At 61.5% G+C, this 22787-nt stretch carries 17 protein-coding genes, 1 tRNA gene and 1 pseudogene; 1 reads left to right on the top strand and 18 read right to left on the bottom strand.

Annotation, left to right across the window (positions count from 1 at the left end; all coding sequences use genetic code 11):
• The 5 genes from RN01_RS30615 to recQ all read right to left on the bottom strand — a co-directional run.
• Positions 1-98: GTP-binding protein (locus tag RN01_RS30615; protein ID WP_039016828.1), on the bottom strand; the 98-nt coding region annotated here is incomplete at its 3' end.
• A gap of 77 nt (positions 99-175) precedes the next feature.
• Positions 176-2287, bottom strand: coding sequence for an elongation factor G (gene fusA, locus RN01_RS30610; RefSeq protein ID WP_011517775.1), 2112 nt, complete (start codon positions 2285-2287; stop codon positions 176-178).
• A gap of 118 nt (positions 2288-2405) precedes the next feature.
• Entirely contained in the window at positions 2406-2876 is a 471-nt protein-coding gene (gene rpsG / locus RN01_RS30605; RefSeq protein WP_011517776.1) for a 30S ribosomal protein S7, read from the bottom strand.
• 208 nt (positions 2877-3084) lie between these two features.
• Entirely contained in the window at positions 3085-3462 is a 378-nt protein-coding gene (rpsL, locus tag RN01_RS30600) for a 30S ribosomal protein S12 (protein ID WP_008649178.1), read from the bottom strand.
• A gap of 303 nt (positions 3463-3765) precedes the next feature.
• Entirely contained in the window at positions 3766-5613 is a 1848-nt protein-coding gene (gene recQ / locus RN01_RS30595) for a DNA helicase RecQ (RefSeq protein ID WP_024570587.1), read from the bottom strand.
• 239 nt (positions 5614-5852) lie between these two features.
• Here recQ and RN01_RS30590 point away from each other — a divergent pair, with 239 nt between their 5' ends.
• A complete protein-coding gene (locus tag RN01_RS30590) occupies positions 5853-7400 on the top strand; it encodes a PLP-dependent aminotransferase family protein (RefSeq protein ID WP_017511593.1) in 1548 nt (515 codons plus the stop codon).
• On the opposite strand, the gene RN01_RS30585 is transcribed toward RN01_RS30590, so the two are convergent.
• The 13 genes and pseudogenes from RN01_RS30585 to RN01_RS33555 all read right to left on the bottom strand — a co-directional run.
• Complete coding sequence (locus RN01_RS30585) at positions 7375-7704, bottom strand: cytochrome c (RefSeq protein ID WP_008649187.1); 330 nt, start codon at positions 7702-7704, stop codon at positions 7375-7377. The two genes, RN01_RS30590 and RN01_RS30585, sit on opposite strands and share 26 nt — an antisense overlap.
• Positions 7705-7719: 15 nt before the next feature.
• Complete coding sequence (locus RN01_RS30580; RefSeq protein WP_024570588.1) at positions 7720-9279, bottom strand: nitrite reductase; 1560 nt, start codon at positions 9277-9279, stop codon at positions 7720-7722.
• Positions 9280-9423: 144 nt separating this feature from the next.
• Positions 9424-9708: a hypothetical protein gene (locus tag RN01_RS30575; RefSeq protein ID WP_017511591.1), complete on the bottom strand. Its 285-nt coding sequence runs from the start codon at positions 9706-9708 to the stop codon at positions 9424-9426.
• Positions 9709-9957: 249 nt separating this feature from the next.
• Positions 9958-14199: a DNA-directed RNA polymerase subunit beta' gene (gene rpoC / locus RN01_RS30570; protein ID WP_011517781.1), complete on the bottom strand. Its 4242-nt coding sequence runs from the start codon at positions 14197-14199 to the stop codon at positions 9958-9960.
• 115 nt (positions 14200-14314) lie between these two features.
• Positions 14315-18421: a DNA-directed RNA polymerase subunit beta gene (gene rpoB, locus RN01_RS30565; protein WP_008649192.1), complete on the bottom strand. Its 4107-nt coding sequence runs from the start codon at positions 18419-18421 to the stop codon at positions 14315-14317.
• 436 nt (positions 18422-18857) lie between these two features.
• Entirely contained in the window at positions 18858-19232 is a 375-nt protein-coding gene (gene rplL / locus RN01_RS30560) for a 50S ribosomal protein L7/L12 (protein WP_008649193.1), read from the bottom strand.
• Between the two features lie 60 nt (positions 19233-19292).
• On the bottom strand, positions 19293-19814 hold the full coding sequence (gene rplJ / locus RN01_RS30555) for a 50S ribosomal protein L10 (protein ID WP_008649194.1): 522 nt from the start codon (positions 19812-19814) through the stop codon (positions 19293-19295).
• Positions 19815-20208: 394 nt separating this feature from the next.
• The gene (gene rplA, locus RN01_RS30550; protein WP_011517782.1) at positions 20209-20904 is read right to left on the bottom strand and encodes a 50S ribosomal protein L1; all 696 of its coding nucleotides are present in this window, start codon (positions 20902-20904) and stop codon (positions 20209-20211) included.
• On the bottom strand, positions 20905-21336 hold the full coding sequence (gene rplK / locus RN01_RS30545) for a 50S ribosomal protein L11 (RefSeq protein WP_010810467.1): 432 nt from the start codon (positions 21334-21336) through the stop codon (positions 20905-20907).
• 162 nt (positions 21337-21498) lie between these two features.
• Positions 21499-22080, bottom strand: coding sequence for a transcription termination/antitermination protein NusG (gene nusG / locus RN01_RS30540; RefSeq protein ID WP_017511590.1), 582 nt, complete (start codon positions 22078-22080; stop codon positions 21499-21501).
• Positions 22081-22090: 10 nt separating this feature from the next.
• Positions 22091-22471 (bottom strand): preprotein translocase subunit SecE, encoded by a 381-nt coding sequence (gene secE, locus RN01_RS30535; protein WP_008649200.1) that lies wholly within the window; start codon positions 22469-22471, stop codon positions 22091-22093.
• A 59-nt stretch (positions 22472-22530) separates the two neighbouring features.
• Positions 22531-22606: transfer RNA gene (locus RN01_RS30530), tRNA-Trp, on the bottom strand.
• A gap of 84 nt (positions 22607-22690) precedes the next feature.
• A pseudogene (locus tag RN01_RS33555) lies at positions 22691-22787 on the bottom strand (elongation factor Tu); the annotation flags it as partial.

The following is a 22787-nucleotide window of genomic DNA, read 5'->3' as shown; positions in this document are numbered from 1 at the left end:
GCAATCGCTGCCGTCAGCGTCGTCTTGCCGTGGTCAACGTGACCAATCGTACCTACGTTCACGTGCGGCTTGGTCCGCTCGAACTTTTCCTTTGCCATGTTTCAGCTCCTAATGGAATACAGTCTGATTCGATTCTTTACACCGCCACGCAGATCATGCGTGGCGGTACAGCGTTTTATTGCTTGCCCTTGGCCGTCATCACAGCTTCGGCGATGTTCTTCGGTGCCTCAGCGTAGTGCTTGAATTCCATGGTGTACGTGGCGCGGCCTTGCGTGGCCGAACGCAGCGCGGTCGAGTAACCGAACATTTCCGACAGCGGGACTTCGGCCTTGATGATCTTGCCGCCGCCCACCATGTCGTCCATGCCCTGCACGATGCCGCGGCGGGACGACAAGTCGCCCATCACGGTACCCGTGTAGTCTTCCGGCGTTTCCACTTCCACGGCCATCATCGGCTCGAGCAGAACCGGGCTGGCCTTGCGCATGGCTTCCTTGAAAGCCATCGAGCCGGCCATGCGGAACGCGTTTTCGTTCGAGTCCACATCGTGGTACGAACCGAACGTCAGCGTGACCTTCACGTCCACCACCGGGAAGCCAGCCAGGATACCGGCCGGCAGCGTGTCGACGATACCCTTCTCGACCGCCGGGATGTATTCGCGAGGAATCACACCGCCCTTGATGGCGTCGATGAATTCGAAGCCCTTGCCCGGCTCTTGCGGTTCCAGCGTGATCACGGCGTGACCGTACTGGCCGCGGCCGCCCGACTGCTTGACGAACTTGCCTTCGACGTCCTCGGCCTTCTTGCGAATGGTTTCGCGGTAGGCAACCTGCGGCGCGCCGATGTTGGCTTCCACGCCGAATTCGCGCTTCATGCGGTCGACCAGAATTTCGAGGTGGAGCTCGCCCATGCCCGAAATGATGGTCTGGCCCGATTCTTCATCGGTACGCACGCGGAACGACGGATCTTCAGCGGCCAGGCGGTTCAGGGCGATGCCCATCTTTTCCTGGTCAGCCTTGGTCTTCGGCTCGACAGCCTGCGAGATCACCGGCTCCGGGAACACCATGCGCTCGAGCACGATCGGGGCAGCGGGGTCGCACAGCGTGTCACCCGTGGTGGCGTCCTTCAGGCCCACCGCGGCGGCGATGTCACCGGCCAGCACTTCCTTGATTTCTTCGCGCTGGTTGGCGTGCATCTGCAGAATACGGCCCAGACGCTCCTTCTTCTGCTTCACCGGGTTGTACACGGTGTCGCCCGAATTGATCTTGCCCGAGTACACGCGGAAGAAGATCAGCTGACCAACGAACGGGTCGGTCATGATCTTGAACGCCAGCGCCGAGAACTTCTCGTTGTCGTCAGCCTTGCGCTCGAGCTTCTTCTCGTCGTCGCTTTCGTCCACGCCCTTGACCGGCGGAATATCAACCGGCGACGGCAGGAAGTCGATCACGGCGTCGAGCATACGCTGCACGCCCTTGTTCTTGAACGCGGTGCCGCACAGCATCGGCTGGATTTCGCAGGCGATGGTACGGTCACGCAGCGCCTTCACGATCTCGGCGCGGGTCAGCTCTTCGCCACCCAGGTACTTTTCCATCAGCTCTTCGCTGGCTTCGGCGGCGGACTCAACCATCTTCTCGCGCCATTCGTCAGCGGTAGCTTGCAGTTCGGCCGGGATGTCCTGGTACTCGAACTTAACGCCCTGGCTGGCTTCGTCCCAGACGATCGCCTTCATTTCCAGCAGGTCGACAACGCCCTGGAAGCCGTCTTCAGCGCCGATCGGCACCACGACGGGCACCGGGTTGGCCTTCAGGCGGGTCTTCAGCTGGTCGTAGACCTTGAAGAAGTTCGCGCCGGTACGGTCCATCTTGTTGACGAACGCCAGACGCGGCACGCCATACTTGTTGGCCTGACGCCAGACGGTTTCCGACTGGGGCTGCACGCCACCCACTGCGCAGTAGACCATGCAGGCGCCATCCAGCACGCGCATGGAGCGCTCCACCTCAATGGTGAAGTCCACGTGGCCCGGGGTGTCGATGATGTTGAAGCGGTGCTCGGGGTAGTTGCCGCCCATGCCCTTCCAGAAGGCGGTGGTCGCAGCAGACGTGATGGTGATGCCGCGCTCCTGCTCCTGCTCCATCCAGTCCATGGTGGCCGCGCCATCATGCACTTCACCGATCTTGTGGTTCACACCGGTGTAGAACAGGATCCGCTCGGTCGTGGTGGTTTTACCCGCGTCAATGTGAGCCGAAATACCGATGTTACGGTAGCGCTCAATAGGAGTCTTACGAGCCACTTTAATCCTCTATTCGTCCATGAGGCGCAGAAATCTCATGGTCTGCGCCCTTAACACAAACGGGCGAGATGTGTAAAAACACAGCCCGCCCGGCAACCAACAATGTTTCTCGCGCGCTTTAGAAGCGGAAGTGCGAGAACGCCTTGTTGGCTTCGGCCATGCGGTGCACTTCGTCGCGCTTCTTCATCGCGCCACCACGGCCCTCTGCAGCTTCAAGCAGTTCACCTGCCAGGCGCAGCGCCATCGACTTCTCGCTGCGTTTTTTCGCGGCCTCGCGCAGCCAACGCATCGCCAATGCCAAACGACGCGACGGACGGACTTCGACCGGAACCTGATAGTTGGCGCCGCCCACGCGACGGCTCTTCACTTCCACCACCGGCTTCACGTTGTTGATCGCAACGGAGAACACTTCGATGGGGGCTTTGCCTGCCTTCTTTTCGATCTGGTCGAACGCGCCGTACACGATACGTTCGGCAACCGACTTCTTGCCGTCCAGCATCAGCACGTTCATGAACTTGGCAACTTCAACGTTACCGAACTTCGGATCAGGCAGAATGTCCCGCTTGGGGACTTCACGACGACGTGGCATCTTTTTTCCTTTAGATTCAGTTGAGAAGCGGTCTTGCTTGTTCCCGCTCTCCGGTCACCAACTAGCTTGCCATTCGTTTAATGGGCAAATTCGCCGGGTGACCACTTACTCGACGGCACGGCGCACAAAAACGCTCCGTTGTACCGCCGCCTGGTGACAGCTCCATGACTCGCGCCACAGCTCTGTCGGGTATTGCTTGCGTAGAAGCTTAGGCAGCCTTCGGACGCTTCGCACCGTACTTCGAACGGGCCTGCCGGCGGTCCTTCACGCCTTGCAGATCCAGCGAGCCACGGACGATGTGGTAACGCACACCCGGCAAGTCCTTCACACGGCCGCCGCGAATCAGCACGACCGAGTGTTCCTGCAGGTTGTGGCCTTCACCGCCGATGTACGAAATGACTTCGAAACCGTTGGTCAGGCGCACCTTGGCGACCTTACGCAGTGCCGAGTTCGGCTTCTTCGGCGTCGTGGTGTACACGCGGGTGCACACGCCGCGACGCTGCGGGCAGTTCTCAAGCGCTGGGCTCTTGCTCTTGATGACTTCAGAGACACGCGGCTTGCGAACCAGTTGGTTGATAGTTGGCATTGTTCAATCCAGCTTGGTTTTTACAAAAACACCCCTCTGCCAGCGGACGACATGAGGGGCAACTACGGGTTTCGGACGGGAAAGGTGAGCGAACGCTCTGGAGGAAGGGCTGTGAAGTGACAGACTTGCCAAAGAGCGCGAGCTCGCCAGGATCCCGCTGTCGCCTTGCCTGGTTGCGAACCGAAATCCACATATCCGACAGACGAGCGAAATCCAAAGCCAAAAACTCGAATCTGGCACTCTAGCAGGCCGGCTGGCAATGGTCAAGCGGTATACCCGAAGATCCCCCGGGCGCCCTCACGCTCAGACCGCGCGCAGGATTTCGAGGATTTCCTCGCCGTAGCGTTCGAGTTTCGACGCACCGATTCCGGGCACTTCCGCCAGCTCATCAAGCGACTCGGGTGCGCTGCGCGCCAGTTCCGCCAGCGTGGCGTCATGGAAGATCACATAGGCGGGCACGCCATGCTCGCGCGCCGTGGTGGTCCGCCAGCCGCGCAGCGCTTCCCAGTTGGCCAGCATGTCGGCATCCATCGTCGCCGTATGGTCGATCCTCGCCCCGCGCGCGCCACGGTCGCCGGACTTGCCCGGCTTGCTGACCTGGCGGCGCAGGGTGATCAATTCCTCACCCTTGAGCACGGCACGCGCCGAATCGCCTAGCAGCAACGCTCCGTGTCCACCGTGATCGATGACCAGCAGGCCGTGCGCGATCAACTGACGGAAGATCGCGTGCCATTCGGATACCGAGCGATCCTTGCCGATGCCGAAAGTCGACACCTTGTCATGCCCCCATTGCCGGATCTTCTCGTTGGCATTGCCACGCAGCACGTCGATCAGATGCGTGGCGCCAAAATAGACGCGGCTCGCCTGCGCGATACGGTAGACGCACGACAGCGCCATCTGGGCCTCGCGCGTCCCATCCCAAGTGGAAGGTGGCTCCAGGCAGGTGTCGCAATTTCCACAGGGCTCGGCCGTCTCGTCGAAATACGCCAGGATGCGCACACGCCGGCAGCCGGCGGTTTCACACAAACCCAGCAAGGCATCGAGCTTGGACGACGAGACGCGCTTGTGCGCCTCGTCCGCTTCCGACTCGTCGATCATGCGCTTCTGCTGCACTACATCGCCCAGCCCGTATGCCATCCATGCATTGGCGGGCAGGCCGTCGCGCCCCGCGCGTCCGGTTTCCTGGTAGTACCCTTCCATGCTCTTGGGCAGGTCCAGGTGCGCCACAAAGCGTACGTCCGGCTTGTCGATACCCATGCCGAAAGCGATGGTGGCTACCATCACGATCCCCTCTTCCACGCGGAATCGGGCCTGGTGCGTCTGGCGAATCTGGGAGTCCATGCCGGCGTGATAGCCCAGCGCGTTGATGCCGTGGCTGGACAGCCACGCTGCGGTATCCTCGACCTTCTTGCGCGACAGGCAGTAGACGATGCCGCTGTCGTGCCCGCCAGTCGTGTTCATGTGCTCTGCCTTGATGAACGCGAGCAACTGCTGCCGGGCGTTGTCCTTTTCGATGATCCGATAGCGGATATTGGGGCGGTCGAAGCTTGAGATGAAGACGCTCGCCTCGTCCAGCGCCAGACGCTCGACAATCTCCTGGCGCGTCAATGCATCGGCCGTGGCCGTCAAGGCAATACGCGGAACACGCGGAAAGCGCTCGTGCAGGACCGACAACTGGATGTACTCGGGCCGGAAGTCATGTCCCCATTGCGATACGCAATGCGCTTCGTCAATCGCAAAGAGACCCACGCGCGTCCGCTCGAGCAGATCGAGGAACCGCGGCGTCATCAGCCGCTCCGGCGCCACATAGAGGATATCCAGCCGCCCCGCCAGCAGGTCCCGCTCGACTGCCGATGCCTCGCTGCTGCTCAGCGTCGAGTTGAGCACTGCGGCGCGAACCCCCGCCTCCGTCAGTGCGGCGACCTGATCCTGCATCAGCGCAATCAGTGGCGATACGACGATACCCACGCCGTGGCCTGCCTGCTGCCGGAGCAGCGCGGGAATCTGGTAGCAGAGCGACTTGCCGCCACCGGTCGGCATCAGCACCAGGCAATCACCGCCTTCGGCCACGTGGTCGATGATTTCGCCCTGCCGGCCGCGGAATGCGTGGTAGCCGAAGACTTCTTTGAGGATCGCCAGGGCGCGCGACATGGGACAGCGGGATTCGGAAAGCCAGGAAAGGCGTAACCATACCACTAAGGCCCGGCTCACCTGTATGTGTCCGTGTCAATGTCGTGAAGACTTCAACGGCCGACAACCGCGTTGCCTCAATCCGACGCATCCCGGCTCACCTTGCCTCAGCACAACCATCGCACTTCCCGTCAGGCCTAGGATGATTCGAAGCCGCGCATTCTGTGACGCGAGCAACGGTTCAGCGAACCCCACGGAAGATGCAAACCCATTCCTTTGCCCTGCCGATCTCCATCACCCGGGACGGCACCGAGCCGTACAAGCGGCAGATCATGCGACAGATCGAATGGCTGATCGTCTCCGGGTGCCTGCAACCTGGAGATCGACTCCCTTCGATTGCCGCTCTGATGGCGATGTTGCGCGTTTCGCGCAATACCGTGGTTGGCGCATATGAATGCCTGACCGATGCCGGTCTGCTGCGTGGAGAGCCGGGCCGAGGATTCTTCGTCGCTACCGATACGCCGCGAATGTCTTCGCTGCCGTCACCCGGCGTGGAAACATCGGGGATTGCCACATCCGCGCACCAGTTCGCCGGATCCGGCGCGGACATCGCTACCCCCGGCGTTCACACCGCGCCGCCGCCGTCGCCTGTACGCTTCGACTTCAAGATCGGGCGCCCCGCGCCGGATGCTTTCCCGGCGCGTCGTTGGGCGAAGCTGGCAAACCCGTTGCTGCGCCATATGGGGCATGCCATGACGGAGTACACGCCCGCTGAAGGCCTGTGGGGGCTGCGGGTGCAGATCGCGGATTACTTGGCCGCGACACGTGCGCTGGCCGTAGATCCAGGCCAGATCATCGTCGTCGCCGGCGTGCAGGAAGCACTCCACCTCCTTGCCACGCACTTCATCCGCCACGGCAGCCGCGTCGTGATGGAATCCCCGGGCTATGCGGGCTTCTGCAACCTGCCGCGATTGGGGAATGCCGTTCAGGTCACCATCCCCGTCGACGCGCAAGGGCTATGCACCCATGCCCTGCCGGAAGCACCAGTGCAACTGGCCTATACCACGCCATCGCACCAGTACCCGCTCGGCTACACGATGTCGCTCGACCGGCGGCGCGAGTTGCTGGCGTGGGCAGCACGCGTCGGCGCCTTCGTGATCGAGGATGACTATGACGGAGACTTCGCCTATGACAGCGCGCTGCTCCCGCCACTGGCCGCACTCGATCCCACACGCGTCGTTTATGTGGGTACCTTCTCGAAAGTGCTGGGTCCAGGGCTCCGTCTTGGTTTCATGGTCTGCCCCCCAAGGCTCGCCGACGCAATAGCGCGTCGAAAAGCACTGCTGAATCATGGGTGCCCGTGGCTGGAGCAGGCAGTGCTTGCGCGTCTGTTTGAGTATGGGGACTACAGCCGCCATCTCTACAAACTGCGCCGGAGATATCGCGCCCAGCGCGACGCCTTGCTGGCCGGCCTGCGCAGTATCTGGGGTGACGATTGCCAGATCAGCGGGGCAAGTACCGGAATGCACCTGGCCTTGCACCTCCCGACCGACAGCCCACCCGCTGACGAGATCGTTCAGTGCGCACTGGCCAACGGCATCCGCTTTTACCCGCTGCCGGAAGCCGCCTGCGGGAATGCATCGGAGAAGACCGATCGGGTCGTGCTGTTTGGCTATGCCTCGTTGACGACCAGGCAAATCGGCGAAGCCATGAGCCTGCTCAAATCCGTGCTGACTGCCCGCTTCAGGCGTGCGGTGGCGGAGCCCGCCACCGCACGACCCATCACTTCGGTGGCTTCACCTTGCTGAAGTAGCGCGACAATGCATCGATCGCGGCATCGTCCAGCGGTTCGGCCATTGGCCGCATCACAGGGTCGTTGCGGCGCCCAGCCTTGAAATCATGCAACTGCTTGGCCAGGTATTCCGGCTTCTGCCCCGATAGGTTCGGGTACAGCCCAACGCTGCTGATGCCATCGATGCCATGGCAAGAGGCACACAGCGGCAGGATTGCCTTCACCTTCTCGTCAAGCTTCGGTGTCTCGGCGTGCACGCCTACCGAGAACAGCACCAATGCAAGCGTGACGGCGCTACGGTTCAAACGAAAATCGGTCATCGCGTCACTCCTCCATCAGTTCTTGCGAGTGGGCGGCAGGCCCACGGTGATCCATTGCGTCCGGGCACGCGAGAAGATGCCTGCCGGGCTTTCCATCTTGTGTTCGGCGACCAACTCCAGTGTCTTGCTGTCGTAGATGCGAATCCGGTCTCCGTAGTAGCCCGCGCTCACGTACAGATACTTGCCATCACGCGTGTACTCCGGGAAGAACGCATGGCCACCGGCTTCGAGCGTGCGCACGACTTCAAGCTTCTGCTTGTCAATAAGCTGGATCTGTGACGCCCTCTTGTCCTTGCTGACGATATCGACCGCGACATACGGCGCATCAGGATGGGCTGCCGGCGATTCGGTCGGGCCGGCCACGCGGATGTTCTTCACAACCGAGAAATCCTTGGTGTCCCAGACTGTCACCACATCGCCCTTGTCGCACTTGCCGATGTTGGTACCAAAAGCCAGCATTCGGCCGCCGATCGGCGTCACCGCGCCAGATCCGACGTGCGGCTGGCAGCCCGCTGGAATATCGCGAACCACCTTGTCTTCCTTGAGATCGATGGCGACGATCTTGTTGTCGTCATACGAGGCCACCATCGAATATCGCCCATCTGGCGTCAGGAACGTATCGTGCAACATGCGTCCGACCTTCTCGAGCTTGGTGACGGGCATCCCCTCTCGATCCGGGTCCACGATCCAGATCTGCCCCGCCTGGCGCAGAGTCAGCGCGAACTTGTTGTTAATCCGGCTGCCGATTACCGGCCCGCCTGCCGACTGAATGAACTTGCCGTCCGGGTCCGTGCCCTCCAACCGAAGGTGCTTCACGGGTTCGAGCGTATCCGCCTTCAGGATCATGACGAGGTTTGGCACGAATGAACTGGCGGCCAGCCATTTGCCGTCGTTCGACACGGCAATGCCCGGCCCCGTTAAACCCGTCTTGATCTTGCGTACAACCTTGAGCGAGTAAAGGTCGATCTTGTAGACGTAGCCATCGTCGCTCTTGAGCCACGCCCATCGTTCATTGACCGGGCTGAACTCCATGATGTGCGGCGCGATCGGTGTGGCAATCTCGCCGACAACCTGATTGGTCTTGCCGTCGAGGAAGACCGTCTTGGCGTTATCGGACCCCGTTCCCCGGCCATAGCGTCCGCGTGCCATGACCACCATCAGGTCGTAGACCGAGTCGATCTTGTAAGTCGGCTTCGACGGGAGCGTCTTCTCGTCGATCAGCACTTCCAGGCTGTCCTGGGCCTGCTTCATCGACCATTCTGGCTTGCTAACCGGCTGCGAATGGATGTACTCCGCCAGCAAATGAATGTCCGCATCGGGCAGGCGCGAGTGGAATGGTGGCATCAGCGTATCGGGGATACCGGTCATGATCGTGCCACGCAACGCAGCCTCGCTCTGCACAAGGCGGTCCTTGTGCAAGGCGGGCCCCACATACCCGCCCCGGCTTGCCGAGTGACACACTGCACAGTTGGCCTGATAGAGCGCGTCGGCGCGCTTTATCTCCTCGGCGGTCATGGCCGAGATGGCCGACGACACACCGGTCAACGTGACAAACAACATCGTTCTTCCGAACATGGACCAGACTCCAAGTACCCCACGCAATCGCGCAGCAACAATTGAAGTCTGTTCCGTCGAGTGACGGCGCGCAGGGGATGGAAACTGAAAGGTGATGGGTACGGTTGGCGGGTTAGGGAACGACTGCCGTGGGTACGGCTGCAGTTAGCGTCTCCCCGGCAACGGTATGTCTTGCCGCTGGAATTCGTCCGGGTCAACCGGCGGAGTTAGCGGGGCCGGCGATGCACTCTGACGCAGCACATCCATCTGGCCTTGGCGCGCCTGATCCTCGAGCCGTTCGCAAAGGCGTGCGTTGCCACGGCCGGAAAGGCAATCATAGTGTTCCTCGAACCGCTGACGGCGATGGCCCTCCACCATGGCGCCCGGCTGGCTGGCCAACAGATCGAGCCATAAGGCCTCGTCGGCTGCCGCCTGCGTCGAAGCCAGCATCAGGCTCCCGGCAATTGCAAGTCCACGGACAATTCGATGGCTTGGCGAAATACGAGAAACGGGAAATGGAGGCTGCATGGGTTTTGGTTGCCGTGATGAGAATCGTTCCGGCCAACCATAGCGCCCATCGTCAATCGATTTCCTGACGTCACGCAAATTTCCGGCCCGCACGGAAACGCGGAAGCAAAAAAAACCCGGCTCGGATGAGCCGGGTTTTCTATACCGCTGTACTGCTTGGCGTGATGCCGATCAGACTGCGTCGCCCTCGCCTTCGGTCGCTTGCACCACCGGCGGCTCGATGAAGAGCGATTGCTCTTCGTCGCTGATCGCCTGGGCGCGTTCGCGCTCGGCAGCCTCGCGTGCCTTGCGGGCACGGTGGTAGGCCAGGCCGGTACCGGCCGGGATCAGACGACCCACGATCACGTTTTCCTTCAGACCACGCAGGTCGTCGGTCTTGCCCATGATCGCGGCCTCGGTCAGCACGCGCGTCGTTTCCTGGAACGATGCAGCCGAGATGAAGCTGTCGGTCGACAGCGACGCCTTCGTAATACCCAGCAGCAGGTTCTCGTGCGTAGCCGGACGCTTGCCGTCGGCGATCACACGATCGTTCTCGTCGAGCAGTTCCGAACGCTCCACCTGTTCACCCGGGATGAACTTGGTGTCGCCCACATCGGCGATCTGCACGCGGCGCAGCATCTGACGAACAATCACTTCGATGTGCTTGTCGTTGATCTTCACGCCCTGCAGACGGTAAACGTCCTGCACTTCGTCCACGATGTAGTGCGCCAGCTCTTCGATGCCCTTCAGGCGCAGGATGTCGTGCGGATCCGCCGGACCTTCCACGATCATTTCGCCCTTGTTCACCACCTGGCCGTCGTGCACCAGCACCTGCTTTTCCTTGGCGATCAGGAACTCGTGGGCGTTGCCGTCCAGGTCCGTAATCACCAGGCGCTGCTTGCCCTTGGTGTCCTTGCCGAACGACACGGTACCGGTGACTTCCGCCAGCACGGCGGCGTCCTTCGGCGAACGTGCTTCGAACAGCTCAGCCACTCGCGGCAGACCACCGGTAATGTCACGGGTCTTCTGCGACTCGGTCGGGATACGTGCGAGCACTTCACCCACGTGCACCTGCTGGCCGTCCTTCACGGTAATCAGTGCGCCCACCTGGAAGCCGATGGTCACGGAGTGGTCCGTGCCCGGGATCTTCACTTCCTGGTTGTTCGCGTCGAGCAGCTTCACCTGCGGGCGCAGACCCTTGGTGGCAGCCGTGCGGCGCTTGGCGTCGATCACCACGAGGGTCGACAGGCCGGTGACTTCGTCCATCTGCTTGGCGACGGTCACACCCTCTTCGACGTTCTCGAACTTGGTCGTGCCGGTGTACTCCGACACGATCGGGCGCGTCAGGGCGTCCCACGTGGCCAGCTGCGTACCAGCCTTGATGGCCTGGCCGTCTTGCACGAGCAGCGTAGCGCCGTAAGGGATCTTGTGGCGCTCGCGCTCGCGGCCGTGGTCGTCGGTGATCAGCGCTTCGCCCGAACGCGAAATGACGATCAGCTCGCCCTTCGTGTTGGTAACGTAACGCATGGTCGCCGTGAAACGCACGGTACCGGTTGCCTTCGCTTCCACGCTCGATGCCACTGCCGCACGCGATGCCGCACCACCGATGTGGAACGTACGCATGGTCAGCTGGGTACCCGGCTCACCGATCGACTGTGCAGCGATCACACCCACCGCTTCGCCGGAGTTCACCAGCACACCGCGGCCGAGGTCACGGCCATAGCACTTGCCGCACAGGCCGTAGCGCGTATCGCACGACAGCGGAGTACGCACCTTCACTTCGTCCACGCCGATGGCGTCGATCAGCTCGACCAGGTCTTCGTCCAGCAGCGTGCCGGTCTCGATCGCGGTTTCCTGGGTTTCAGGATTCACCACGTCAGCCACGGTCACACGGCCCAGGATACGGTCGCGCAGGGCTTCGATCACTTCACCGCCTTCGACCAGGGCCTTCATGGCCACGCCGTTGGAGGTACCGCAATCGTCTTCCACCACCACCAGATCCTGCGTCACGTCGACCAGACGACGGGTCAGGTAACCCGAGTTCGCGGTCTTCAGTGCCGTATCCGCCAGACCCTTACGTGCACCGTGGGTCGAGATGAAGTACTGCAGAACGTTCAGGCCTTCACGGAAGTTCGCCGTAATCGGCGTTTCAATGATCGAGCCGTCCGGCTTGGCCATCAGGCCACGCATACCGGCCAGCTGACGAATCTGGGCCGCGCTACCGCGAGCACCCGAGTCCGCCATCATGTAGATCGAGTTGAACGATTCCTGCTTGACCGTCGCGCCGGTGCGGTCGACCACGTCTTCGTGCTGGAGCTGCTCCATCATCGCCTTGCCCACCTGGTCACCAGCGGCACCCCAGATGTCCACGACGTTGTTGTAACGCTCCTGGTCCGTGACCAGACCCGACATGTACTGCTTGTCGTATTCCTTCACCTTGGCGGCTGCGTCGGAGATGATTTTCTCCTTCTGCGGCGGCACCAGCATGTCGTCGATCGCGATCGAGATACCGGCGCGCGTAGCCAGGCGGAAGCCCGACTGCAGCAGCTTGTCAGCGAAGATCACAGTTTCGCGCAGACCGCACTTACGGAACGCGGTGTTGATCAGGCGCGAGATTTCCTTCTTCTTCAGCGGCTTGTTCAGCACCGAGAACGGCAGGCCCTTCGGCAGGATCTCGGACAGGATCGAGCGGCCGACCGTGGTGGCCTGCAGCGTGATCTTGGGTGCGAAACGTGCGTCGCCGTCGGCGTCCTTGTTCACCACTTCGTACTCGGTGATACGGACGTTCACGCGCGATGCGAGCTCGACTTCCTTGTTCTCGTAGGCGCGGATGACTTCGCTGATATCAGCGAAGGTCATGCCTTCACCCTTGCCGTTGATCTTGTCGCGGGTCGTGTAGTACAGACCCAGCACCACGTCTTGCGACGGCACGATCGACGGATCGCCGTTGGCCGGGAACAGCACGTTGTTCGACGCCAGCATCAGCGTGCGGGCTTCCATCTGGGCTTCCAGCGACAGCGGCACGTGAACGGCCATCTGGTCACCGTCGAAGTCGGCGTTGAACGCGGCGCAGACCAGCGGGTGGAGCTGGATTGCCTTGCCTTCGATCAGCACCGGCTCGAACGCCTGGATGCCCAGACGGTGCAGCGTCGGCGCGCGGTTCAGCATCACCGGATGCTCGCGGATCACCTCTTCCAGGATGTCCCACACCACCGGCGTCTGGCTTTCCACTTCCTTCTTGGCAGCCTTGATCGTCGTGGCGATGCCCATCGTTTCCAGCTTGTGGAAGATGAACGGCTTGAACAGCTCGAGCGCCATCAGCTTGGGCAGACCGCACTGATGCAGCTTCAGCGTCGGGCCCACCACGATGACCGAACGGCCCGAGTAGTCCACGCGCTTGCCCAGCAGGTTCTGACGGAAACGACCGCCCTTACCCTTGATCATTTCGGCCAGCGACTTCAGCGGACGCTTGTTGGCACCGGTCATCGCCTTACCGCGGCGGCCGTTGTCCAGCAGCGAGTCGACGGCCTCCTGCAGCATGCGCTTTTCGTTGCGCACGATGATTTCAGGGGCCTTCAGCTCCAGCAGGCGCTTCAGACGGTTGTTACGGTTGATGACGCGGCGATACAGGTCGTTCAGGTCCGACGTGGCGAAACGGCCGCCATCGAGCGGAACCAGCGGACGCAGTTCGGGCGGCAGCACCGGCAGCACTTCCAGGATCATCCACTCGGGCTTGATGCCCGAGCGCTGGAACGCCTCGAGCACCTTCAGGCGCTTGGCGAACTTCTTGATCTTGGCTTCGGAACCGGTGGCCTGCAGCTCGGCGCGGATCTGTTCGATCTGCTTCTCGATGTCGATGCCGCGCAGCAGTTCACGGATGCCCTCGGCACCCATCATCGCCACAAATTCGCCTTCGCCGTATTCATCGCACTTCGCGATGTAATCGTCTTCCGACATGATCTGGCTCTTCTTGAGCGGAGTCATGCCGGGTTCCAGCACCACGAACGCTTCGAAGTACAGCACGCGTTCGATGTCGCGCAGCGTCATGTCGAGCACCATGCCCAGACGCGACGGCAGCGACTTCAGGAACCAGATGTGAGCGGTCGGAGCAGCCAGTTCGATGTGGCCCATGCGCTCGCGGCGCACCTTGGCCAGCGTCACTTCCACGCCGCACTTCTCGCAGATCACGCCACGGTGCTTCAGGCGCTTGTACTTGCCGCACAGGCACTCGTAGTCCTTGATCGGGCCAAAGATCTTGGCGCAGAACAGGCCGTCGCGTTCCGGCTTGAACGTACGGTAGTTGATCGTTTCCGGCTTCTTCACTTCACCGTACGACCACGAACGGATCTTCTCGGGCGAGGCCAAGCCGATCTTGATCGCGTCGAACTGCTCTTCCTGCTGAACCTGCTTAAAGAGATCGAGCAATGCTTTCATTGCAACTCCTTGTTTCGCCGCCGGTCCGGAATTCGTCCGGAGCAGCAGCATTCAATTCTGTGGGAAACCACTCACTGGTGGGCGCCGGCCTCGGCCGGCACCCTCGTCGTCCGGATCAGTAGCGATCCAGGTCGATGTCGATACCCAGCGAGCGGATTTCCTTCACCAGCACGTTGAACGATTCCGGCATGCCGGCGTCGATCGAGTGCTCGCCCTTGACGATGTTCTCGTACACCTTCGTACGGCCGTTCACGTCATCAGACTTAACCGTCAGCATTTCCTGCAGCACGTACGATGCGCCGTAGGCTTCCAGTGCCCACACTTCCATCTCACCGAAACGCTGGCCACCGAACTGGGCCTTACCGCCCAGCGGCTGCTGCGTCACCAGCGAGTACGGGCCGGTGGAACGGGCGTGCATCTTGTCGTCGACCAAGTGGTGCAGCTTCAGCATGTGCATCACACCCAGCGTGACCGGACGCTCGAACGCTTCGCCGGTACGGCCATCGTGCAGCGTGACCTGCTGCTTCGATGCCGTCAGGCCGCGTTCCTTCGCGATATCGTCCGGGTAGGCCAGGTCGAGCATCCGGCGGATTTCCGCTTCGTGCGCGCCATCGAACACCGGCGTGGCGAACGGAACACCCTTCTTCAGGTTGCCCGCCAGTTCCAGCACTTCGGCGTCGCTCAGGCTATCCAGGTCTTCGGCCTTGCCACTCTCGTTGTAGATCTGCGCGAGCAGCGGACGGAGTTCCTGCGCCTTGGCCGAAGCCTTGAGCATGTCGCCGATACGCTGGCCCAGACCGCGAGCGGCCCAGCCCAGGTGGGTTTCCAGAATCTGACCCACGTTCATCCGCGAAGGCACGCCCAGCGGGTTCAGCACGATATCCGCCGGCGTGCCGTCGGCCATGTACGGCATGTCTTCGATCGGAACGATCTTCGACACGACACCCTTGTTACCGTGACGGCCTGCCATCTTGTCGCCAGGCTGCAGGCGACGCTTGACGGCCAGGTACACCTTGACCATCTTGATCACGCCCGGCGGCAATTCGTCGCCCTGCGTCAGCTTCTTGCGCTTCTCTTCGAAGGCCAGGTCGAACTCGTGACGCTTTTGCTCGATGGCTTCCTTCACCGCTTCGAGCTGGGCAGCCACTTCCTCGTCGGCCGGACGGATGTCGAACCAGTGGTACTTGTCCAGGTCGGCCAGGTACTCGCGGGTCAGCTTGGCACCCTTCGCCAGCTTCTTCGGACCGCCGTTGACGGTCTTGTCGAGCAGCATGCGCTCCAGACGCTGGAACGCGTCGCCTTCCACGATACGGAGCTGGTCGTTCAGGTCCAGACGGTAGCGCTTCAGTTCGTCGTCGATGATCGATTGGGCGCGCTTGTCGCGCGTCACGCCTTCACGCGTGAAGACCTGCACGTCGATCACGATACCGCTCATGCCCGACGGCACGCGCAGCGACGTGTCCTTCACGTCCGAAGCCTTCTCGCCGAAGATCGCGCGCAGCAGCTTCTCTTCCGGCGTGAGCTGGGTTTCGCCCTTCGGCGTGACCTTGCCCACCAGCACGTCGCCGGCTTCGACTTCCGCGCCGATGTACGTGATGCCCGACTCGTCCAGACGCGCCAGTTGCGCTTCGGCCAGGTTCGAGATGTCGCGCGTGATTTCTTCAGGTCCGAGCTTCGTGTCGCGGGCGACGACCGACAGTTCCTCGATGTGGATCGAGGTATAGCGGTCTTCGGCAACCACACGCTCCGAGATCAGGATCGAATCCTCGAAGTTGTAGCCGTTCCACGGCATGAACGCGACCAGCATGTTCTGGCCCAGCGCCAGCTCGCCCAGGTCGGTCGATGCGCCGTCGGCGATCACGTCGCCACGGGCAACGATATCGCCAACCTTCACCATCGGACGCTGGTTGATGTTGGTGTTCTGGTTCGAACGCGTGTACTTGATCAGGTTGTAGATGTCCACGCCGACTTCACCGGCCACGGCTTCGTCGTCGTTCACGCGAATCACCACACGCATTGCGTCGACGTAATCCACCACGCCACCACGCGTTGCCTGAACGGCCGTGCCCGAGTCAACGGCCACGGTACGCTCGATGCCGGTACCAACCAGCGGCTTGTCCGGACGCAGGCAAGGCACAGCCTGACGCTGCATGTTCGCGCCCATCAGTGCACGGTTCGCGTCATCGTGTTCCAGGAACGGCACCAGCGATGCAGCGGCCGACACGATCTGCGACGGCGCCACGTCGATGTACTGAACGCGGTCCGGCGTGACCATACGCGTTTCACGCTCGGAACCTTCACGCGCCGACACCAGTTCGTCGATGAGGTTGCCTTCGGCGTCAACGGTCGCGTTGGCCTGCGCCACCACGTACTTGCCTTCCTCGATGGCCGACAGGTAATCCACCTGGTCGGTCAGCTTGCTGTTTTCCACCTTGCGGTACGGCGTTTCCAGGAAGCCGTACTCGTTCAGGCGGGCGTACAGTGCCAGCGAGTTGATCAGACCAATGTTCGGGCCTTCCGGCGTTTCGATCGGGCACACGCGACCATAGTGGGTCGGGTGCACGTCTCGGACTTCAAAGCCGGCGCGCTCGCGCGTCAGACCGCCCGGGCCAAGAGCCGAAACACGGCGCTTGTGGGTGATTTCCGACAGCGGGTTGGTCTGGTCCATGAACTGCGACAGCTGCGACGAACCGAAGAACTCGCGAATCGCCGACGAAATCGGCTTCGAGTTGATCAGGTCGTGCGGCATCAAGTTCTCGGTCTCGGCCTGGCCCAGACGCTCCTTGACGGCGCGCTCCACGCGCGACAGGCCGGCACGGAACTGGTTCTCTGCCAGTTCGCCGACGCAACGCACACGACGGTTGCCCAGGTGGTCGATATCATCGACTTCACCCTTGCCGTTACGCAGGTTCACCAGGATCTTGATCGTCTCGAGGATGTCCTCGTCCTGCAGCACCATGCTGCCTTCGCCGCTCGGGCGCGACAGACGGCTGTTGACCTTCATGCGGCCAACGCGCGACAGATCGTACGATTCCTCGCTGTAGAACAGGCGCTGGAACAGCGCTTCCACGGCGTCTTCGGTGGGCGGCTCGCCCGGGCGCATCATGCGGTAGATGGCGATACGCGCGGCCGTCTGGTCCGCGGTGTCGTCCGCACGCAGCGTTTGCGAGATGTACGGACCCTGGTCCAGGTCGTTCGTGTACAGCGTCTGGATGTCCTTGACGCCCGCTTCGCGCAGGTTTTCCAGCAGCGTCTCGGTCAGCTCGTCGTTGGCGTTGGCGATCACTTCACCGGTGTCCGGATCAATGATGTTCTTGGCCAGGACGCGACCCAGCAGGTAGTCTTCCGGCACGCTGATCAGCTTGGTACCGGCGGAGTCCAGATCACGGATGTGCTTGGCGTTGATCCGCTTGTCCTTCTCGACGACCACGCGACCGTTCTTGTCGACGATGTCGAAGCGCGCGACTTCGCCGCGCAGACGCTCGGGCACGAACTCGAGTTGCGCGCCTTCGCTCTGCAGCGTGAAATTGTCGAACACGAAGAAGTGCGCCAGGATCTGTTCCGGCGTCAGGCCGATCGACTTCAGCAGGATCGTCACCGGCATCTTGCGGCGGCGGTCGACGCGGAAGTACAGGATGTCCTTCGGATCGAATTCGAAGTCGAGCCACGAGCCACGGTACGGAATAATCCGTGCCGAGAACAGCAGCTTGCCCGAGCTGTGCGTCTTGCCCTTGTCGTGCTCGAAGAACACGCCCGGCGAACGGTGCAGCTGGCTGACGATGACACGCTCGGTGCCGTTGATGACGAAGGAGCCGGTCGAAGTCATGAGCGGAATTTCGCCCATGTAAACTTCCTGCTCCTTCACTTCCTTCACCTTGCCCGGGTTCTCGCGATCGTTGATGATCAGGCGAACCTTTGCGCGCAGCGCCGAGTGGAACGTCAGGCCACGCTGCTGGCATTCCTTGACGTCGAACGGCGGGTTGGACAGGTGATACGAGACAAACTCCATACGGGCAAGCCCGTTATGGGAGGAGATGGGGAAAATCGCGTTGAAAGCGGCCTGCAGCCCCTCGCTCTTGCGACGCGCGGGCGGCGTTTCCGCTTGCAAAAACTGGGTGTAGGATTCAATCTGTGTGGCAAGCAGGAATGGAACCTGATGAACCGTCGCACGCTTCGCAAAGGATTTGCGAATGCGCTTCTTTTCGGTGAAGCTGTACGCCATGGGATCTCCGAATCATCGCAGGGCTGGCTGGACCTGGCCAACTCCTGAGGTGTTCAGCGACTGGGAGGGGATTTGGCGGTTGGCCGCTACCAACCTCTGGCTGACGGTGCCCGCACGCTGCGGGCGGTGTGGTCATTGCACGGCGCAATGCCTGTACTCGCCCGGGGGACACCCGACCAAACTTGTCTTCTGCAGTCGGTTCAGAAGACAAACATCAGCAACCACCTAGTGTGCCACTGATGTTTGGCTTCTGCTGAGGCAGCGAACGATTGTCGCGTGCCAAGCATATCTTGCCGCACATTTCCGCGTACTTCGCGCGTCTTTGCGCCGCCCGGGTGAATCATCCAACACACCCCACAGAAGCGCAAAAAGGCTGGCGCCGGGAATTTCCCTTTGCCAGCCCCATCCGCGTGCCCGGGGGCACGCGTGGTACCACTTACTTGACGTCGACCTTGGCGCCAGCGTCTTCCAGCTTCTTCTTCGCGTCGTCGGCGGTAGCCTTGTCCACGCCTTCCTTGACGGGCTTCGGTGCGCCATCGACCAGGTCCTTGGCTTCCTTCAGACCCAGACCGGTGATTTCGCGCACGGCCTTGATCACGCCAACCTTGTTCGAGCCGACTTCGGCCAGAATCACGTTGAACTCGGTCTTTTCTTCAGCAGCGGCAGCACCGCCAGCGCCCGGGGCAGCAGCCACAGCCATGGCAGCAGCCGACACGCCAAACTTCTCTTCGAACGCCTTGACCAGGTCGTTCAGTTCCATCACGGACATCGCGCCAACGGCTTCCAGGATGTCGTCTTTAGTGATTGCCATTTGGATTACTCCTACTAGATTTGATTCGGGATCGGTAATGCGATCTGTCTATGCGACGGCTCAGGCGGCCGGGGCTTCCGCTTCCGCGGGAGCACCTTCTGCCTTCTTGGCGGCAACTGCAGCCAGCAGACGGGCAAAGCCCGACACCGGCGCCTGCATCACGCCAAGCAGCTGAGCGATCAGTTCGTCACGGCTCGGGATCGAAGCCAGGGCCTTGACGGCGCCAGCATCGAGAACGTTGCCGTTGTACGACCCTGCGCGCAGGACCAGCTTGTCGTTGGTCTTGGCAAAGTCGTTCAGAACCTTGGCCGACGACACTGCATCTTCGGAAATACCGTAGATCAGCGGACCGGTCATTTGCTCTGCGAGGCCTGCAAACGGCGTACCTTCGACAGCACGGCGGGCCAGCGTGTTCTTCAGAACACGCAGGTACACGCCTTGCGTACGAGCGGTAGCACGCAGCTTGGTCAGATCGCCAACCGTGATGCCGCGATATTCGGCCACGACGATGGTCTGAGCCTTGGCGACTTGCGCCGAAACCTCAGCTACGACGGCCTTCTTATCTTCAATATTGAGTGGCACGGTTAAGCTCCAAAACGATGCGACTACACCAGGTGAACCTGATACAGACACATCAGTCCAAACGAACGGCGTCCGATTGGCCCGAATCGGCCGGGCCATGCCCAGCTTCATCAATCCCTTCGGGTGCGCCATCTGCGCTGGCGGGCCGGCTCACATCGGGGCGTGCCCCGCAAGTGCCGACCGATTAAGTCCACGCTGCCGAAATGCTGCAGTGTGAACACCAGCGGTCTTTGATAACCAGCAGCACCTGCCGCGCATTCCGCGCAACGGGCGCCACTGCCCAAAGCCATGCTCCTTTGCCCCTCGGCTCGGGAGACGATCCCGGCGATGCCGAGATCTTCAATTCCTGCCCTGACCGGTGTTATCGGGTTCCGGTCAAGTGATTGCCGTCAGCTCAGGCCGACAGCGAAGTCTGTTCGACGCGAACGCCAACGCCCATCGTGGACGACACAGCGATCTTGCGCAGGTAGACACCCTTGCTCGTAGCCGGCTTAGCCTTGACCAGTGCGTCCAGCAGGGCGCTCAGGTTGCTCTTCAGCGCGGTGTCTTCGAACGAGCGACGACCGATGGTGGCGTGGATGATACCGGCCTTGTCGACACGGAACTGAACCTGACCAGCCTTGGCGTTCTTCACAGCCTGGGCTACGTCCGGCGTCACGGTGCCAACCTTCGGGTTCGGCATCAGCCCACGCGGGCCGAGGATCTGACCCAGCGTACCAACGATACGCATCGTGTCCGGCGAAGCGATCACGATGTCGAAGTCCAGGTTACCGGCCTTGACTTGCTCGGCCAGGTCTTCCATGCCGACCACGTCAGCACCGGCGGCCTTGGCGGCTTCAGCCTTTTCACCCTGGGCGAACACGGCAACGCGAACCGACTTGCCGGTACCAGCCGGCAGCACCACGGAACCACGCACGACCTGGTCCGACTTCTTGGCGTCGATGCCCAGTTGCACGGCCACGTCGATCGACTCGTCGAACTTTGCCGAAGCGCAGCTCTTGACCAGGCTCAGGGCCTCGTCGATCGGGTAGAACTTGGTACGCTCGATCTTCGCCTTGTTGGCGGCGACGCGCTTGGAAACCTTAGCCATTTACAGACCCTCCACGGTGATGCCCATCGAACGGGCCGAACCAGCGATCGTACGCACGGCGGCGTCGAGGTCAGCAGCGGTGAGGTCAGCGTTCTTGGCCTTGGCGATCTCTTCAGCCTGGGCGCGGGTGATCTTGCCAACCTTGTCGGTATGGGGCTTCGGCGAACCCTTGGTGATGCCTGCTGCCTTCTTGATCAGCACGGTCGCCGGCGGCGACTTCATCACGAAGGTGAAGCTCTTGTCAGCGAAGGCGGTAATCACCACCGGCACCGGCAGACCAGGCTCCATGCCCTGAGTCTGCGCGTTGAACGCCTTGCAGAACTCCATGATGTTCAGACCACGCTGACCCAGTGCGGGACCAACGGGCGGGGAGGGATTTGCCTTACCAGCCGGGATTTGCAGCTTGATAAAGCCAATAATCTTCTTGGCCATCTTTACTCCAATCCGGATCCGTTCCTTTGGAATCAGATCCTGTTGAGTCGTAACGCGCTATCGCCATGCCAATCGGCACAACCTCACGCTCCTCTTGGGCACACCTTGCGGGCACCCTATCCTGGCTGCTGCCTGTCTTGCGACGCCAGCAGCCAAAAATGCTTAAACCTTCTCGACCTGACCGAACTCGAGTTCGACCGGCGTTGCGCGTCCGAAGATCGTGACCGACACGCGCAGGCGCGACTTTTCGTAGTTCACTTCCTCGACGTTGCCGTTGAAGTCAGTGAACGGGCCGTCCTTGACGCGCACCATTTCGCCCACTTCAAACAGCGTCTTGGGACGCGGCTTCTCGACCCCTTCCTGCATCTGGGTCATGATCTTGTCGACTTCCCGCTGGGAAATCGGGCTCGGGCGATTACGCGCACCGCCCACGAAGCCAGTCACCTTGCTGGTGTTCTTCACCAGGTGCCAAGTCTCGTCGGTCATTTCCATTTCCACCAGCACATAGCCAGGGAAGAAACGACGCTCGGTCACAGATTTGTGGCCGCCCTTGATCTCGACGACTTCTTCCGAAGGCACCAGGATGCGGCCAAACTTGTCCTGCATCTCGGCGCGCTCGATGCGCTCCTGCAGCGCGCGCTGCACGCTCTTCTCCATACCGGAGTAGGCGTGCACCACATACCAGCGCTTCTTCGACGAAGGCGATTCCGCGGCCGTGGTTTCCTGCTGAGCGTTATCCGTCATGTGCTACCTCTTATTTCCAGCCCAGCACGAGGGAGAAAATCACCCACTCGATGAGCTTGTCAGCCGACCACAGGAACAGCGCCATGATGACGACGAAGACGAACACAAGGCCGGTCATCTGACCGGCTTCCTTGCGCGTCGGCCAGACGACCTTGCGAACTTCCCGATACGATTCACGAGCGAATCCCACGAAGTCCTTGCCCGGCGCCGACAGCAGCGCGACAACCACGCCAGCTGCGATACCGGCGAAGAGCGCGGCACCTCGTACATACGAGGGCTGCTGCGCGAGCGCGTAGAAGCCGATGACCCCGGCAACCACCAAGAGCACCGCCACGCCGAGCAGCCACTTGCCGCTCGAGGCGCCTACGGTTTCGACATTGGGATTGGCCATGTTTCGCAAACGAGACTAAGCCGCGTCACGATTACCCCTCGCGACGCGGCTGATTGATTTGGCAGGGGCAGAGGGAATCGAACCCCCAACCTTCGGTTTTGGAGACCGACGCTCTGCCAGTTGAGCTATACCCCTAGAACAACTTTGGGTCGGCATTGCCAACCCCGCTGGCGAACGAACGCGGCCGGTTGATGCCGCGTTCGCCAGTTCGACTAATACTTAGTCGAGGATCTTTGCCACAACGCCGGCGCCGACGGTACGGCCACCTTCGCGGATAGCGAAGCGCAGACCTTCTTCCATGGCGATCGGGGCGATC

The sequence above is a fragment of the Cupriavidus sp. SHE genome, assembly GCF_000812445.1.
GTDB lineage: Bacteria > Pseudomonadota > Gammaproteobacteria > Burkholderiales > Burkholderiaceae > Cupriavidus > Cupriavidus metallidurans.
Note: the sequence above shows the minus strand (reverse complement) of the source record. Positions and strands in the feature narration are given on the sequence as shown.

Coding starts and splice junctions, on each gene's coding strand:
- rpsG (WP_011517776.1), bottom strand. CDS start 2,876: ATGCCACGTCGTCGTGAAGTCCCCAAGCGGGACATTCTGCCTGATCCG.
- rpsL (WP_008649178.1), bottom strand. CDS start 3,462: ATGCCAACTATCAACCAACTGGTTCGCAAGCCGCGTGTCTCTGAAGTC.
- recQ (WP_024570587.1), bottom strand. CDS start 5,613: ATGTCGCGCGCCCTGGCGATCCTCAAAGAAGTCTTCGGCTACCACGCA.
- RN01_RS30590 (WP_017511593.1), top strand. CDS start 5,853: ATGCAAACCCATTCCTTTGCCCTGCCGATCTCCATCACCCGGGACGGC.
- RN01_RS30585 (WP_008649187.1), bottom strand. CDS start 7,704: ATGACCGATTTTCGTTTGAACCGTAGCGCCGTCACGCTTGCATTGGTG.
- RN01_RS30580 (WP_024570588.1), bottom strand. CDS start 9,279: ATGTTCGGAAGAACGATGTTGTTTGTCACGTTGACCGGTGTGTCGTCG.
- RN01_RS30575 (WP_017511591.1), bottom strand. CDS start 9,708: ATGCTGGCTTCGACGCAGGCGGCAGCCGACGAGGCCTTATGGCTCGAT.
- rpoC (WP_011517781.1), bottom strand. CDS start 14,199: ATGAAAGCATTGCTCGATCTCTTTAAGCAGGTTCAGCAGGAAGAGCAG.
- rpoB (WP_008649192.1), bottom strand. CDS start 18,421: ATGGCGTACAGCTTCACCGAAAAGAAGCGCATTCGCAAATCCTTTGCG.
- rplL (WP_008649193.1), bottom strand. CDS start 19,232: ATGGCAATCACTAAAGACGACATCCTGGAAGCCGTTGGCGCGATGTCC.
- rplA (WP_011517782.1), bottom strand. CDS start 20,904: ATGGCTAAGGTTTCCAAGCGCGTCGCCGCCAACAAGGCGAAGATCGAG.
- rplK (WP_010810467.1), bottom strand. CDS start 21,336: ATGGCCAAGAAGATTATTGGCTTTATCAAGCTGCAAATCCCGGCTGGT.
- nusG (WP_017511590.1), bottom strand. CDS start 22,080: ATGACGGATAACGCTCAGCAGGAAACCACGGCCGCGGAATCGCCTTCG.
- secE (WP_008649200.1), bottom strand. CDS start 22,471: ATGGCCAATCCCAATGTCGAAACCGTAGGCGCCTCGAGCGGCAAGTGG.